The sequence below is a fragment of the Achromobacter sp. genome (assembly GCF_049647645.1).
In the GTDB taxonomy this organism is placed as follows: domain Bacteria; phylum Pseudomonadota; class Gammaproteobacteria; order Burkholderiales; family Burkholderiaceae_B; genus Achromobacter.
Window position 1 is genome coordinate 1 of sequence record NZ_JBARYB010000306.1, and the last position, 15,230, is coordinate 15,230.

Genomic DNA, 15,230 nt, shown 5'->3' on the forward strand with positions numbered 1-15,230 from the left:
GCCGAGGCCGGGGCAGCGCTGGCCACAACAGCCGCCGCCGGCGTTGCCGCGGGCTGCATGGCGCCAGCCTCGGCCAGCGCGCGGTCGATGGCCGTAGCGTCTTCACCCTGCGCCAACAGCACGCCGATCACGGTGTTCACCGGCACGGAGGCCGCGCCGGCCTGGACCACGATGCGGCCCAGCACGCCGGCCTGCTCGGCATTGATCTCGACGATGGCCTTCTCGGTTTCGATTTCCGCCAGCGCGTCGCCCACGGCGACGGTGTCGCCTTCTTTCTTGAGCCACTGGTGCAGCGTGCCGCCGGAGGTATCGGCCGCTACGGAGGGGAGCTTGATAAGGTGTGCCACGATATTCGTCCTATTTTGCGGCGGCGCTGTTCAGGTCGGGCCGGTAGGTGGCGGGATCGTCGTATTCGACCAGCTCAAGCACATTGCCTTCGGGGTCGCGGAAGAACGCCAGCCAGGTGCCGGGCCGCACTTCCATCGGCGCGGGCGCGCTGTCGAAAACCACGCCCTTCGCTTGCAGTTCGCGCACCGCACCGGGCAGGTCGCGCACGATGAAGGTCAGGTATGTCGCGCCCTGGCGGTCCAGAATGGCCGTGCCGCGCGCGGCGGCTTCTGGCGGTACGCTGGGCTGCAGCAGCTTGATGCGTTCGCCGTAGCTGGTCTGCAGCCGCGCCACGTCGTAGCCATGGCGCGTCAGGCCGGTGGCCTGGGCCTTGTCGGCCGGCACGCTTACGCGGTTGACGAGTTTCAGGCCCACCACCTCGGTGTAGAAGGCCAGCAGCGCGTCCAGGTTGGCGCAGCAGATGCCGACTTCCATCGGCACGGTCATGTGCAGGGTCATGCCTGTTCTCCAATGTCGGCCAGCACGTCGGCCAGGCCGGCCATCACTTCCTCGGTATCCGCGAACGCGGCGCGCTCCAGCACCTTGGAGATGCTGGGCGAGGCCTCGCCGCCGGTCACGCGCTTGATCGGTTGGTCCAGCCAGTCGAAGTAGCGGCGCTGGATCTCGTCGGCCAACATGGCGCCGTAGGACGTGCCGCGCGCGCCTTGCTCCACGATCAGCACGTTGTTGGTCTTCATGATGCTGGCGCCGATGGTGTCCCAGTCCAGGCTGGCGCGGTCCAGCGTGCGCAGGTCGATGACCTCGGCGTCCACGCCCGCTTCTTCCGCGGCCTTGAGCGCGCGGCTGACCATGGACAGATAGGTCAGGATGGTGACCTTGCCGCCTGCGCGGCGCACGCAGGCGCGGCCAAACGGAATGGCGTAGTCCAGGTCGTCCGTAGGCACGGCACCCGACGAGGCATACAGGTCCACGTGTTCGATCACCAGCACCGGGTCCTTGGAGGCCAGCGCGGTGTTCATCAGGCCGACGTAATCGTGGGGCGTGGACGGCGCGACCACGCGCCAGCCGGGCGCGGTGGCGAAGATGCCGGCCGGGTCCATCGAGTGCTGCGAGCCGTAGCCCGTGCCCATCGCGACCTTGGTGCGCAGCACGAAGGGCACGTCGATGTCGCCGCCGAACATGTGGCGGGCCTTGCCGATCTGGTTGAAGATCTGGTCGGCCGCGACCCACATGAAGTCGGGGTACATGAATTCCACAATCGGCCGGTAGCGGCCGTCCATGGCCAGGCCGCCGCCCAGGCCGGCGAAGGCGTTTTCGGAAATGGGAGTGCCCAGCACGCGGTCGGGATACTTGTCCTTGAGGCCGCGCGTGGCGCCGTTGGTGCCGCCCTTCAGGCGGTGCACGTCCTCGCCCAGCACCACCACGCCGGCATCGGTTTCCATGCGGCGGTCCAGCACGTCGGCGACCGCGTCCACGAACTTGCGCTCGGCGGATTGGCCTGCGTAGTCGGCGGCTTCCTGGTAGCGCAGGCCGGCCAGTTCCGAGCCGTCGCTGCGCAGGCCCACGTCGCGGAAATCGGGGCTGGGCCAGAGGTCGGCGCGCACGCGGCGCTTGCCGCCGTCGGCGGCTTCGGTCAGGCGGCCGGACACGTCCCTCATCACGTCCTTGCAGCGCTGGCGCAGGGCGTCCACTTCGGCTTGCGTGATCAGCTTGCGGCCGATCATCTCCGTGGCGATCTTGTCCAGCGGATCGCGGCGGCGCCATTGCGCTTCTTCATCCTTGCTGCGGTAGCCGAAGGCGCTGCCGGGGAAGGGGCCGTTCTGGTGGAAGAAGCGGTATACGTCGACCTCGACGATGGTCGGACCGTTGCCGGCGCGCATGTGCGCCACGGCTTCGGACATGGCCAGGTGGACCGCCAGCGGGTCCATGCCGTCCACCTTCCACGACGGGATGTTGAAGGCCAGGCCGCGCGCCGACAGGCGCGGTTCGGCGGTGGACTCTTCCACCGTGGTGGAAACGGCGTAGCGGTTGTTCTCGATGAAGAAGCACAGCGGCGTCTTCCACGCCGCGGTCAGGTTCATGGTTTCCAGCACCGAGCCGATGTTCACCGCGCCGTCGCCGAAATAGGTCACGGCAACGCGGTCGGTGCCGGCGTGCTTGTGCGCCCAGCCCGCGCCGGCGGCCAGCGGTACGCCGCCGCCCACGATGGCGTTGGTGCCCAGCGCGCCGGCTTCCAGCCAGCGCAGGTGCATGCTGCCGCCCCGGCCGCAGCAATAGCCCTGGGCCAGGCCCATGATCTCGGCCAGCGTCTTCTGCAGAACCTCGTCGATGGCCGGCGTGAGCGGATTGCGCGGGTCCAGGCCCAGCGGCGCGACGTGCTGCAGCGCCTTGGCCAGGAACTGGTGGTGGCCGCGGTGGGATCCGTTGATCTGGTCGCCGGCGCCCAGCGCCAGCACGGAGCCGACCGCGCCGCCTTCCTGGCCCACGGACGAATGCGCCGGGCCATGCACCAGGCCCTCGGCGGCCAGGTCCAGCACGGCCTCTTCAAAGGCGCGGATCCAGTGCAACTGGGTCAGCATGGTGCCGAGCAGGGCGGGATCCGCTCGTTGCCAGTCCTTGGCGTCTACCGTCAGTTGCCGCCAGGGCGCCTGGGGCTCGAGCGGTTGGTGGGTGGCCATGAATGAATCTCCAGAGATGTGTATGTGTCTTGCGATTAGAGGTAGCTGTAGCGGCTCCAGCCGCCATCGGCCACCAGGGTGTGTCCGTTGATGTAGCCGGCCTGGCGCGAGGCCAGGAACACCGCCAGGTCGGCCATTTCGGCCGGTTGCGCCAGGCGCCGCAGCGGCGTGCGCTGCTTGAGGCGTTCGGGGTCCAGGCGGCCGCGCGCGGCCAGGTCGCGCACCAGATCCGTTTCCACGTAGCCCGGCGCCAATGCGTTCACGCGCACGCCCAGCGGGCCCCATTCCACGGCCAGGGTCTCGGTCAGCAGCACCACGGCGCCCTTGGTGGCGCAATAGGCGGCGCGGTCGGGCGCCGCCACCACGCCGTACATCGAGGCCAGGTTGATGATGCTGCCGGCGCCGGCCGGCACCATGCGGCGGCCGGCGGCCTGGGCGCACAGGAACACGCCGGTCAGGTTGATGTCCACGGCGCGGCGCCATTCGTCCACGGTGACTTCCAGCGTGGGCTTGTTGGCCGATACGCCCGCGTTGTTGACCAGCACGTCGATGCAGCCCCAGGCCTGTTCGACTTGGGCGAAGGCGCGTTCAACCGCGTCGGCGTCGGTCACCGAGGCTTGTACGGCCAGGGCTGCGGCGCCCAGCGCCGCCAAGCCAGCGACGGCTTCATCCAGGGCGGCCGCTTCCATATCCAGCAGCGCCACGCGCGCGCCTTGCCGCGCGAACGCTTGCGCCGTGGCCAGGCCTATGCCCTTGGCGCCGCCGGTGATGACGACGCTCTGGCCGCGCAGGTCGGGATGGATGACTTCCGGGGTTTGGTCCACGATGTTTGCCTCTTAGCGATGTATTTGCTGGCGCTCAGACCGCCAGCCATTCCTGGACCACGTCCTGGCGCTCATGCAGCTGCGCGGGCGGTCCTTCGAAAACGATGCGGCCGTGGCCCATCACGCTGACGCGGGTGGAGACCTTCAGCGCGATGGTCAGCTTCTGCTCCACCAGCACCACGGACACGCCGCGCTTGTGGATGTCGCGGATCACGTCGGCGATCACTTCCACGATCTTCGGCGCCAGCCCTTCGGTGGGTTCGTCGATCAGCATGACCTTGGGGTTGCCCAGCAGCGAACGGCACATGGTCAGCATCTGCTGCTCGCCGCCGGACAGGTTGCCGGCCTTGGTGGCGCGGCGCTCTTTCAGGCGCGGGAAGTAGTCGAACATCTGCTCGGTCGACCAGTAGGGCGCGTCGTCGCGCTTGGGCTGTTCGCCCATGCGCAGGTTTTCGTCCACGCTCAGGTTGGCGAATACCTCGCGCTCTTCCGGCACGAAGCCCAGCCCGGCACGGGCGATTTCGAAGGGGCGCTTGTTGGTGATGTCGCGGCCTTCGATGGCGATGCTGCCGCCGGTCACGTCCACCAGGCCCATGATGCTTTTCATGGTGGTGGAGCGGCCGGCGCCATTGCGGCCCAGCAGACTGACCACTTCGCCGCGGCCGACGGTGAGATTGATGCCGTGCAGGATATGGCTCTTGCCGTAGTGGGCGTGCACGCCTTGCAGGCTCAACAAGGGGGATTGCGTCGTCATACCGTTTCCTCTCCCAGGTAGGCTTCGCGCACGCGGGCGTCGCCGCGGATGTCGGCCGGCGTGCCGGTGGCGAGGATCTCGCCGTAGACCAGCACGCTGATGCGGTCGGCCAACGAGAACACCACCTGCATGTCGTGCTCCACGATCAGCAGCGTGCAATCGCGGGTCACGTCCTTGATCAGTTCGACCGTGTAGTCCACTTCGTGCTGGGACATGCCCGCCATGGGCTCGTCCAGCAGGATGACCTTGGGGCGCGAGGCCAGCGTCATGCCGATTTCCAGCGAGCGCTGCTCCGAATAGTTCAGGTCGCCGGCGGCGGTGTGCTGCTTGGCGGCCAGACGCACTTTCTCCAGCAGGCGCTCGACGTCTTCGTTGACGGCGCGGTTGCGGGCGATGGGGCGCCAGAAGTTGTAGACCAGCCCATGCATGCGCAGCACCGCCAGCCGCAGGTTCTCGCGCACCGAGAGGCGCGGGAATACGTTGGTGATCTGGAACGAGCGCGCCAGCCCCAGGCGGTTGATGCGCTCCGGCGGCAGGCCGCCGATGGAGCGTGCATGCAGGCTGATGTCGCCCGAGGTCGGCGCGAACGAACCCGACATCAGGTGGAACAAGGTGGACTTGCCCGCGCCGTTCGGACCGATGACGGCGTGGCGTTCGCCGGCTTCGACTTTCAGGTTCACGCCGCGGATGATCTGCGCATCGCCGAAAGACTTGCGCACGTCGGTCAGGGTAAGGATCTCGTGGCTCATTGTGCGGCCTCCAGCGCGGGAGCGGCTTGGGCGTCGTCGCGCCACAGGACCAGCGCCCAGCGGCAGGCGGCCAGGCCCACGGCGAACAGCGCCAAAGGAATCAGCCAGGTCGATGGCGCCAGCGGCGCCCAATCGTGGCCGAACAGCGGAATGTCGGGCCAGCCGGCCTCGGGGTTCATGGCCAGCAGCGAGCGGTAGTCGCGGGCGAACATGCGTTGCAGCAGTTCCACCGTGAAGACCGTGGCGCAGGTCAGCAGCAGGCCGCCGGCCACCGACACCGCGGCGCGCGGCAGCCAGTTGCCCGGGCCGCGCTCGCGCAGCGACCTGGCGGCGCCCTGCACCAGGCCGACCAGGCCATCCGGCACGAACAGCATCACCAGTACGAAAAGAATGCCCTGGTACAGCAGCCAGGAACGGGTGATGTCGGCTAGCGTCTGCGACAGGAAGGTCAGGATGGACGCGCCCAGCACCGGGCCGAGGAAGGCATTGACGCCGCCGATGTAGGCGAACAGCACTGCATCGGTGGACAGCTTGACGTCGAACAGCACGTAGTTGCCGGCCTCGATGTTCAGCGCCTGCAGGCCGCCGGCGATGCCGGCGAACATGGCCGACAGCGCGAACACCAGGGTCTTCAGCGTATGCGGGCGATAGCCCAGGTAGCGCAGGCGGTTGGCGTTTTCGCGCAGCCCCAGCGTCAGCCGGCCCAGCGGCGTGCGTGTCAGGCCATACAGCGCGGCCAGCGACACCAGCACCCAGGCCAGCACCAGGAAATAGACCTCGATGTCGGAACCGAAAGTGAAGCCCCAGGCCGGCATGCGCATGGCGGACACGCCCGCCTCGCCGCCGAACACGCCCTTCAGGTGCGGCGCCAGCGCGTGCAGCAGTTCGGCCAGCGCCAGCGTGATCATGGCGAAGTAGACGCCGGCGCGCATGGTGGCGAACCAGCCTGCGACCAGGCCGAACAGCAGGCCGGCCACGCCGCCCGCCAGCGGCATCAGCGGCGTGGGCAGCAAGCCCGCGCCGCCCAGCGCGTTCATGGCGTGGATGGTGGCGAAGGTGCCGACGCCGAAGTAGGCGGCATGGCCGAAGGACAGCATGCCTCCCTGGCCTGCCAGCAGGTTGAAGGCGCAGGCGAACAACGCGGCGATCAGCATCTGCACCGCGGCCACCAACTGGCCCGGGGGCAGCAGCCAGGGCAGCGCGCAGAGCGCGGCCACGCAAAGGATCAGAAGGAAGATCGCGGAAGTGCGGCGGGTCTGGCTCATGCCTGCTCTCCCTTCAGGCCCGAGGGCTTGACCAGCAGCACCACCAGCATCAGCAGGAAGGGCAGGGTCGCGGCCAGGCTGGAAATCTTCACGGTCATCAGGCCGCCCACGCTCTCGGCCCATTCACGGGCGCCGAACAGGCCGAACAAGGACGCCAGGCTGGCGTCGATGCCCACCGAGAAGGAACTGATCAGGCCGATCAGCAGCGAGGCGATCATCGCGCCTTCGAGCGAACCCAGGCCGCCCACCACCACCACCACGAACACCAGCACGCCCAGTTCCAGCGCCATGTTCGGATTGGTGGTGTAGAAGGCGCCCGCCACCGCGCCGGCCAGGCCGGCCATGGCCGCGCCCACGCCGAACACGCTCATGAACACCAGCGGCACGTTGTGGCCCAGCGCCTCGGCCATGCGCGGACGGTAAATGGCCGAACGCACCACGATGCCGACGCGGGTGCGCGACAGCAGCAGATAGATCATGGCGAACATCGCCAGCGACACGCCGCCCATCAGCAGGCGGTAGAACGGGTAGTCCGCGCCGAACACGCGGAAAGCGGGGAAATTGAGGAACTGCGGCACGCGGTAGTCGACCGGGAAGTCGCCGTAGAACAGCTTGATCAGCTCGGCGACGATGAAGGCCAGGCCGAAGGTCACCAGCAGTTCCTGCGCATGGCCGAACTTGTGGACGCGGCGCAGGAAGAAGCGCTCCACGCCCATGCCGAGCAGGCCGGCGATGAGGGTGGCCAGCACCAGCGCGGCCCAGAAGCCGGTGACGGGCGTCAGGGTGTAGGCGGCGTACGCGCCTATCATGTAGAACGAGGCGTGCGCGAAGTTGAGCACGCCCATCATGCCGAAAATCAGTGTCAGGCCTGCCGACACCATGAATAGCAGCAGGCCGTAAATCACGCCGTTCAACAGCGAGACGGTAAAGTATTCCATGTCCGCTCCAGGATTCTTGCGCTAAGACGACGGACGTCTTGCGAGCGATGCGCACCGAGGTTTTTCCGGCCCGCGCCGGCGGTGCGCTTATTGGTTTGCGAGGGGCGATGATGGGTTGCGCGCGGCCAAACCGTCACGCGCAAGCTAACGGTTCGGCCGCGCAACCCGTCAATTCGGCCGCTGCATCTTGCAAGTCGCCTGCGCCGGCGCCGACACCTCGGCCGCGGCCAGCACCTTCACCGGTTCGAAGCCCATGTCGGTGCCGTCGGCCTTGTACTTGGCGTTTTTGCCGACCTTGGACACCACCATGGGCAGCTGCACCTGATGGTCTTCCGCGCGCATGGTGTAAGTGCCCAGCGACGAGGTGTAGGTGACCTTCTCCAGCGCCTTTGCCAGTTCCGGCACGGACAGCTTGCCGTCCTGCGGCTTGACCTGCTTGAGCGCCTCGCCCAGGAAGGCGATGCCGATCACGGTCTGCGGCTCGGTGTAGCTGGGGTAGTGGCCGGTCTTGGCCTTGTAGTCCTCGGCGAACTTGGCGCCTTCCTCGCCCGCGGCCTCGATGTTGTACGGATGGGCGATGTAGTGGCCCAGCGCGACTTCGCCGGCGTTGGCCAGGTTGCCCACCTGGTCCAGGAACACCGTGCCGAAGCGGACCTTCAGGCCCGCGGCCTGCGTGGCCTTCATCAGCAGCAGCAGGTCGTTGGACCAGTTGCCGGTGATGACGGTATCGGGCGTGGCCGAGCGGATGCGCGCCACGTAGGGCGCGAAGTCCTGGATCTTGTTGACTTCGTGCAGCGTCTTGCCGACCACCTCATAGCCGTACTGTTGGGCGAAGCGCTCGGTCGCGCCTTCCATGTCCTGGCCCCAGGAGTAGTTCTGGTTGATGGCGTACACGCGCTTGCCCAGCGTGCCGTCGGCCGACATGACGGAAGCCAGCGCCTTCACGCGCAGGTCGGCGTTGGTGGCGAAGCGGAAGTGATAGAAGTGGCACTTCTGGCCGGTCAGTTCCAAGGCTTCGCCGCCCACGTTCAGGAACACGACCTCCTTGCCGGGGTTGCGCAGGTTGTGCTTGCGGACGTCTTCCGTCAGCTGGCCGGAAATGGCCGACGAGGAACCTTGCACCAGGATTTGCACGCCTTCGGCCGCCGCCGCGCGGAAGCGGTCGGAGGCGCCGACCGGGCCGCCCTGGTTGTCGAACTCGACCAGTTCCAGTGGCTGGCCGTTCCAGCCGCCGGCGGCGTTGATGCGGTCCAGCTCATATTTGACCGCGGCGCGGAAAATCAGGCCGGTCGAGGCCTGCGGGCCGGACAGCGTTTCGATCAGGCCGATCTTGACGGGCGCGGCCTGGGCCGATGCGGCGATGCCGGCCAGGCACAGCAGGCCGGTGGTGAAAGCCAATTTCATGCGTGTCTCCTCCGTGGAACGGGAGTGTGGTGAATTTGTGGATCAAGCAAGCGCGCTGGCGGGCAGGCCCCGGCGCGTTTCTTCCATGCCCAGGAAGCGGGCAATTTCGGCGATCTGTCCTTCCAGCATGTACAGGCCAGGATGCGTGCGGCAGCCGCGCGCGGCGGCGGCGCGCAGCAGGGGCGTATCCACGCGGCTCATGACGGCGTCGGCGACGACGGTGCCGGCGGCAAGCGCGTTCAACTGGAAGGGCAGGGGATCGGTGTCATTCAGGCCCAGCGAGGTCGCGTTGATGGCGATGTCGCAGGCTTCGGGCGCGGCGCTGGCCACGCTGATGGCCAGGCCGGGGTATTGGCGGACGAGATGCGCGGCAAAGGAGACGGCCTTGTCGGCGCTGCGGTTGTACAGGCGCAGGCTGGCGGGACCGGCGTCGGCGATGGCGCAGGCGATGGCCTTGCCCGCGCCGCCCAGGCCGGCCAGGTAGACATGGCGGCCGGCCGGATCATGGCCCTGGCTGCGCAGCCCGGCGACGAAGCCCAGCCCGTCGAAGTTGCCGCCCGTGAGCACGCCGTCGCGCAGGCGCACCGCGTTGACCGCGCCGCTCAGCTGGGCGGACGGCGTCAGGGCGTCGCACAGCGCGGCGGCATTTTCCTTGTGGGGCACCGTGACAACGATGCCGCCCAGGTTGGCCAGCCCGCGGATGCCGGCGAACAGGCCGGGCAGGGCCTCGGGGGCGACGTGGAACGGGACCATGACCGCGTCCACGCCGCGCTCGCGCAGCAGGGCATTGAGCCGCTGGGGCGTCTTGACGTGCGCGATCGGGTCCGCCGCTATCGCGAAAACGGTAGTGCTGCCGGTGATTTCCACCTGATTGTCCCCTGCCTGGGCGGCGGCTTGCCGCCGTGTCGTTGCCGACTCTCTTGCCTGAAAGCGTCAGTTGCTTTACGCTTTCGGAATAAGTTGTCAGGCAACTTTATTAAGTTGTCCGATAAATCATAGGGCAAGCGTTTTTCCCGTGTCAAGCGGCCGTTTCGGGAGTCCAATCGGAATTCCGGCGGCTGCCGCCAGGACGTTCCAGCCCGCATACGTGTGCTTCAGGAGACAGAATGATTTCGTTCGAAGGAAAGGTCGCCGCCATCACCGGCGCAGGCAACGGCATCGGTCTGGCGACGGCGCGGCTGATGGCGGCGCATGGCGCCAGGCTGGTGCTGACCGACATCGACAATGCGCGCCTGGAAGAAGTGGCGGCCGAGCTGGATCCCAGCGGGCAGCGCGTCTACACGCGTGCGTTGGACGTATCGGCATCGGCCGACTGCGAACGCGTGTTTGAAGCCGCGGCCAAGCATTTCGGCGGGTTGGACCATCTGGTGCATTGCGCCGGCATCTACCCGGAGCAGCTGGTCAAGGACACCAGCGACGAGGCTTGGCGCACGCTGATGCGGGTGAACCTGGACGGCACCTTCTATGTGTGCCGCGCCGTGCAGCGCCACTTGCGCCACGATGGCTCCATCGTGCTGCTGACCTCGCTGGCGGCGCAGCGCGGCAGCTACGCGCATGCGGCCTACTCCGCGTCCAAGGGCGCGGTGCAGAGCTTCACGCGCAGCCTGGCCCTGGAACTGGCGCCGCAGATCCGCGTGAACGCGGTGGCGCCGGGCATCATCGCCACTTCCATGACGCAGGACCTGATCGGGCAGAAGGGCGCGCAACTGTTGGAAAGCACGCCGCTGCGCCGCTATGGCACGGCCGAGGAGATCGCTGGCTCGATCGCTTTCCTCTGCTCGCCGCTAGCCGGTTTCGTCACGGGCGAGGTCATGCAGGTCAACGGCGGCATCTATATCGCGTAAAGTCCCGGGATGGCGCGGCTATCGATGCCGCGGCCGGCCAGGCATTCCCATAAACACGAGGCGGCGCGCCTGCGCGCCGCCTGCACGTTTCAACCATTCGACATGCAGCCCAACCAAGAACAGGATCCGCCGCGCGCCGCGCCCAAGAGTTCGCTTTCGGCGGCGCTGGGCGATGCGCTGGCGGAGCAGATCCGCCAGGGGGCGCTCGCGCCCGGCGATCGCCTGCCCACGGAAAAGCAGCTGACCGAAACCTATTCGGTCAGCCGCGCCGTCGTGCGCGAAGCGCTGGCGCGCCTGAAGTCCGAAGGCCTGATCACGTCGCAGCAAGGCAGCGGAGTGTTCGTCGATCCGAACTTCCAGAAGAATGCGTTCCGCATCGCCGCGCCCACGCCGGGCGACAACCAGGAGCTGGAACACATCCTGGAGCTGATGCTGTCGATTGAAGTCACCGCCGCGCGTTACGCCGCGCAGCGCCGCACCGACGCCGACCTGAAGAAGATGCGCCAGGCGCTGGTGGGCATGGAGTACGCGCTGCTCAATGACAAGCTAGGCGACGAAGAGGACTACCAGTTCCATCACGCCATCGTGCAGGCCACCCACAATCCGCATCTGGTGGCCCTGAACGATTATCTGGAAGCCAACGTGCGCCGCGTCATCCGCAGCGCGCGCAACAACACGGCGCGCATGTATGCCGAACGCATGGCAGCGGTGCAGAGCGAACATCAGGCGATTTTCGCGGCCATAGACGCGGGCGATCCGGACGCCGCCGGTCGCGCCGCCGACCGGCATTTGCGCAACGCCGCGGACCGCCTGCGTCTGTTCCAGGCGGAACGGCCGGCGCCGGTCTAAGGCGTCGGGCCGCTCGGGCGGGCCTGCGGCGCGGGCAAGCCCTAAGCGAAGGTCTGTTCCATTTCGCGGCGGAACTGCACCGCCGTGGACCTGTTGTCGTATTCCACGTCGCTCCAGCGGATCGCCTGCGATTGCCGCACCGGGTTCTTCAGCTTGACCTGGTGCGACAGGCCCAGCGGCAGATAGCCTTCGTCCACTGAATCGCGCGCCGGCATCAGCCGGCCGTACACCGTATAGCCGCCTTCGCCGTCCAGGATCTGGCCGGCGGGCAGGTCGCGCTTGGCGGTGGCGACGACGTCGCCGTGCCAGCCGGCGGGCGCGCCGGTGGGTTCGCGCCGCAAGCCCACGCTGGCCACGCTGATGCCCAGCTCCAGGCCTATCAGGTGATAAGGCTTGTACATGGCGGTGTAGTTGCCGCTGGGGTCGGTGACCAGTCCGTATTCCTTGAAGCAGCGGCGCACGTAGTCGCTGTCGGCGGCCAGGGTCACGTACACGCCCCAGCGCAAGTCGCGGAACACCGGCCGGCCATCGCGCTCCAGCGAGGAAATCACCTCGACCTGCCCGCGGTGGTGCAGGATGCCGCCGCTATCGCGCGGACGCAGCACGCGCGCCAGGTCGTCCACGCCGCAGGGCGGGAAGTGCAGGCCGGAAGGCGAGGGCAGCAGTCCCGTGGCGTTGGAGACCGCAGCCATCTCGATGGCGCTCTTGGTGCCGTCCAGGAAGCTGTTGAACATCTGCGCGTTGAAGTCGCCGGCCGCGACCATTTCGGCGGTGAAGCCGTAATAGGGCCAGACGGTGTCCGGCGTGGACGTATGGAATTCCGGCAGATACTTGGTGCCCTTGCCCGCGGCCATGACCTCGAAGCCGCTGGCGCGGGCCCAATCCACCATTTCGCAGATCAGGGCCGGCTGGTCGCCGTAGGCCAGCGAATAGACGATGCCGGCTTCGCGCGCGCGCCGCGCCAGCAGCGGGCCGGCGAGCGCGTCGGCCTCGACGTTGACCATGATGATGTGCTTGCCGTATTCGCAGCAGGCCAGCACGTGGCTGATGCCGGCGGCGGCTTGCCCGGTGGCGTCGATGACGATATCGACGTCGGGACTGGCGATCACGGCATGGGGGTCGTCGCTGAAGTAGACCTTGCCGTTCTTCAGCGCGTCATTGGTGCTGCTGGCGTTGAGCGCGGTGGCCGGCCAACCCACCCTGGTGAGCGCCGCGCGGGCGCGGTCGGGCGCCAGGTCGGCCACGGCGACCAACCGCATCCCCGGCGTGCGCGGGGCCTGGCTCATGAACATCGCGCCGAACTTTCCGGCGCCCAGCAATGCAACACGCAAAGGCTTGTGGTCGGCTTCTCGCTGCTTGAGCAGGCGGTACAGGTTCATGGTGCAGGCTCCTCCGGTGTGGGGGGTACAGCAACACAGAATAGTCCCAAATCGCGGCAGCTGAACAGGACTCACTCATCTGCCGTATACAGCTCTCCGGCCAGCACGTTGCGCCAGTTCTGCCAACTGATCCGGGGACGGCCCGACACCTCGCGGTTATAGGGGGCGTCGAACAGAATGTGCTTCCAGCGCGGCTTCACCGCGCCTTCGATCAGGGGCTTGTCGTCGATCAGCAGATGGCCGTGCACCAGGGTTTTGTCCTTGGTCAGGATCAGCCGGTTGGTGGCTTCGCGTCCCAGGTGCTTTTCCACCCACAGGTACTTTTCCGCGACGCAGTTCTCGAACTGCGACAGGGGCGAGGAGCAGATGCGCACGTCCATGCCCAGCGCCAGCAATTCCTTCACGGCGTCCAGTGCGCCGGGCACCGGCGGCAGGTCGCGGATGAAGCCGGGCGCCGTGTAGATGGCTTCGGCCATGCCGCGCAACTCGGGGGCGTAATCCTGGCGGATGTAGAAGGACTTGCGGTCCTCGAACGCCACCGGCGCGATATCCGGATGGCGCGCGCGCCAAGCGTCGATGAAGGCGTGTTCGAAATCGGCTAGCACGCCGTCTTGGTCCAGCAGGATGATCATGACGATCCCGGGTGGTGGCAACCGGTAGATTGTGCCAGAGCGGGTGTCAGGAATATTGAGGCCGCGACTGCGCCACGATGCGGTAGCGGCTGCCGCCCGATTGCGATTCCGATGCCACCAGCACCATGCGGTCGTAGCGCCAGGGCAGGGGTGCGGGCGCTTCGGCAGGCGGGTGGGCCTGTTCGATATTGCGCAGCAGGGTGACGTGCGGGCGGAAGGGCTGGGGCGGCGCAGCCAGGCCAAAGCCCGACAGCCACAGCCAGAGTTCGTCGTGGGCGGCCTGCAGGCCCGCGGGCGTGTCGCCAGGGCCGGCCCACAGGATGCGTTGGCGGCCGAAGACCCCGTAGCGGTCCAGGGTCATGCCCTCGGGCGCGAGACGCCGTTCAGGCGTGGCTGCGGCCAGCTCGTCGGCGAGCGCCGCCTCCACTGGTCCCAGGAAGGCCAGGGTCAGGTGCAGGGTTTCCGTGCGCATGGCGCGTCCGCCGCAATCGGGCCGCGCCTGTTCCGCCCAGGCTGCGAGCTGGGCCGCCAACGAGGGGGCGGGCCACAGGGCGTAGAACAGGCGGACGGTGGACATGCGCTGATTGTAGGGGCGCGTGCGGCGCAATGCGCATGCGGACCGGCTTAGTCGCTGGCGGTCTCGGTGCGGCGCAGGCGGGTCAGCGCGGTGTCGAAGCGTTCCACGCCGGGGCGCGCTGGACGGTCGAAACGTTCGACGCCGGGACGGGCCGGGCGGTCGAAACGCTCCACGCCGGGCCGGGTGAAGCGCTCGACGCGCTGCGGGCTTTCGGTCTTGGCCTGTACGCTCTGGGCGGCCGCCTGTTCGCGCTTGGCGATGATTTCCTCGGCGCGCTGGTGGTGCGGCGCCATCTTGCGGACCATCACCCGGCCGTCGCGCGGAAAGTAATTGATGCGGCGCGCGTGCACGTCGCCCAGGTCTTGCGCCTTGACGGGAATGCCTTCGGTCTTGAGATAGCTCAGCACGAACTGGCCGTTGCGCTCACCGATGTTCATCTGCTGCATGGCGGACAGCACGGCGCCGCCGCCGAACACCTTGGCTTCGAGCCGGTCGCGCACCGCGCCGGCCTTCAGCAGTTCGTTGATCAGCACTTCCATGGCGAAGGCGCCATAGCGCATGGTGGCCGAGGCGGGCGATTGCATGTCGCCTTCCGGCAACATGAAATGGTTCATGCCGCCCACGCCGGTGACCGGATCATGGATACAGGCGGCGACGCAAGACCCCAGGACGGTCGAGATCATCAGGTCTTCGTTGGTGACGTAGTACTCGTTGGGCAGTACTTTCACCGCCTGACACTGGAACGCGCTGTCAAAATAGTGGCGCGTCGCACGGGCTTCAAGACGGGCGGCCATGGGACTCGATTAAAGGCAAGAACAGCGATTTGGACACGAAGGCGGCAGCTCGGGGTACGAATGTATCAAAATATGTAAGAAAATGTCGCTTTATTCTTGCATACTCAAGCTTCCAGCGGGTGAATTGCTATGTAACGGACGCAGTAATGTGTCCTGTTTTTGCCGCCCGGCCCATAGCCACGACCGCCCGCTGGC

16 protein-coding genes are annotated in these 15,230 nt (G+C 67.4%); 2 read left to right on the forward strand and 14 right to left on the reverse strand.

What is annotated here, in order from left to right:
• The 10 genes from WBB14_RS34415 to WBB14_RS34460 form a co-directional block, all read right to left on the reverse strand.
• On the reverse strand, positions 1-347 hold a 347-nt coding region (locus WBB14_RS34415; RefSeq protein ID WP_424243718.1), incomplete at its 3' end, for a biotin/lipoyl-containing protein.
• A gap of 10 nt (positions 348-357) precedes the next feature.
• Entirely contained in the window at positions 358-846 is a 489-nt protein-coding gene (locus tag WBB14_RS34420) for a VOC family protein (protein ID WP_424243719.1), read from the reverse strand.
• Positions 843-3,026, reverse strand: coding sequence for an alpha-ketoacid dehydrogenase subunit alpha/beta (locus tag WBB14_RS34425; protein ID WP_424243720.1), 2,184 nt, complete (start codon positions 3,024-3,026; stop codon positions 843-845). Before WBB14_RS34425 ends, WBB14_RS34420 begins: the two co-directional genes overlap by 4 nt.
• 35 nt (positions 3,027-3,061) lie before the next feature.
• Positions 3,062-3,850, reverse strand: a complete 789-nt coding sequence (locus WBB14_RS34430) for an SDR family NAD(P)-dependent oxidoreductase (RefSeq protein ID WP_424243721.1) — start codon at positions 3,848-3,850, stop codon at positions 3,062-3,064.
• Positions 3,851-3,884: 34 nt separating this feature from the next.
• Complete coding sequence (locus WBB14_RS34435) at positions 3,885-4,604, reverse strand: ABC transporter ATP-binding protein (protein ID WP_424243722.1); 720 nt, start codon at positions 4,602-4,604, stop codon at positions 3,885-3,887.
• The gene (locus tag WBB14_RS34440) at positions 4,601-5,353 is read right to left on the reverse strand and encodes an ABC transporter ATP-binding protein (RefSeq protein WP_424243723.1); all 753 of its coding nucleotides are present in this window, start codon (positions 5,351-5,353) and stop codon (positions 4,601-4,603) included. Before WBB14_RS34440 ends, WBB14_RS34435 begins: the two co-directional genes overlap by 4 nt.
• Positions 5,350-6,618: a branched-chain amino acid ABC transporter permease gene (locus tag WBB14_RS34445; RefSeq protein ID WP_424243724.1), complete on the reverse strand. Its 1,269-nt coding sequence runs from the start codon at positions 6,616-6,618 to the stop codon at positions 5,350-5,352. Before WBB14_RS34445 ends, WBB14_RS34440 begins: the two co-directional genes overlap by 4 nt.
• Entirely contained in the window at positions 6,615-7,556 is a 942-nt protein-coding gene (locus tag WBB14_RS34450) for a branched-chain amino acid ABC transporter permease (RefSeq protein WP_424243725.1), read from the reverse strand. The genes WBB14_RS34445 and WBB14_RS34450 overlap by 4 nt, the downstream gene beginning before the upstream one ends.
• 168 nt (positions 7,557-7,724) lie before the next feature.
• Complete coding sequence (locus WBB14_RS34455; RefSeq protein WP_424243726.1) at positions 7,725-8,960, reverse strand: branched-chain amino acid ABC transporter substrate-binding protein; 1,236 nt, start codon at positions 8,958-8,960, stop codon at positions 7,725-7,727.
• 42 nt (positions 8,961-9,002) lie between these two features.
• Complete coding sequence (locus WBB14_RS34460; RefSeq protein WP_424243727.1) at positions 9,003-9,827, reverse strand: shikimate dehydrogenase family protein; 825 nt, start codon at positions 9,825-9,827, stop codon at positions 9,003-9,005.
• 239 nt (positions 9,828-10,066) lie between these two features.
• On the opposite strand from WBB14_RS34460, the gene WBB14_RS34465 reads away from it, so the two are divergent.
• Both WBB14_RS34465 and WBB14_RS34470 read left to right on the forward strand, forming a co-directional pair.
• Complete coding sequence (locus WBB14_RS34465; RefSeq protein WP_424243728.1) at positions 10,067-10,804, forward strand: SDR family NAD(P)-dependent oxidoreductase; 738 nt, start codon at positions 10,067-10,069, stop codon at positions 10,802-10,804.
• Between the two features lie 102 nt (positions 10,805-10,906).
• Positions 10,907-11,653: a FadR/GntR family transcriptional regulator gene (locus tag WBB14_RS34470; protein WP_424243729.1), complete on the forward strand. Its 747-nt coding sequence runs from the start codon at positions 10,907-10,909 to the stop codon at positions 11,651-11,653.
• Between the two features lie 41 nt (positions 11,654-11,694).
• On the opposite strand, the gene WBB14_RS34475 is transcribed toward WBB14_RS34470, so the two are convergent.
• The 4 genes from WBB14_RS34475 to cheD form a co-directional block, all read right to left on the reverse strand.
• A complete protein-coding gene (locus tag WBB14_RS34475; RefSeq protein WP_424243730.1) occupies positions 11,695-13,032 on the reverse strand; it encodes an NAD(P)H-dependent oxidoreductase in 1,338 nt (445 codons plus the stop codon).
• Between the two features lie 71 nt (positions 13,033-13,103).
• Entirely contained in the window at positions 13,104-13,664 is a 561-nt protein-coding gene (locus WBB14_RS34480; protein ID WP_424243731.1) for a 5'-3'-deoxyribonucleotidase, read from the reverse strand.
• 46 nt (positions 13,665-13,710) lie between these two features.
• Positions 13,711-14,241: an RNA 2',3'-cyclic phosphodiesterase gene (thpR, locus tag WBB14_RS34485; protein WP_424243732.1), complete on the reverse strand. Its 531-nt coding sequence runs from the start codon at positions 14,239-14,241 to the stop codon at positions 13,711-13,713.
• Positions 14,242-14,288: 47 nt separating this feature from the next.
• Positions 14,289-15,035, reverse strand: coding sequence for a chemoreceptor glutamine deamidase CheD (gene cheD / locus WBB14_RS34490; RefSeq protein ID WP_424243733.1), 747 nt, complete (start codon positions 15,033-15,035; stop codon positions 14,289-14,291).
• Positions 15,036-15,230: the final 195 nt, after the last annotated feature.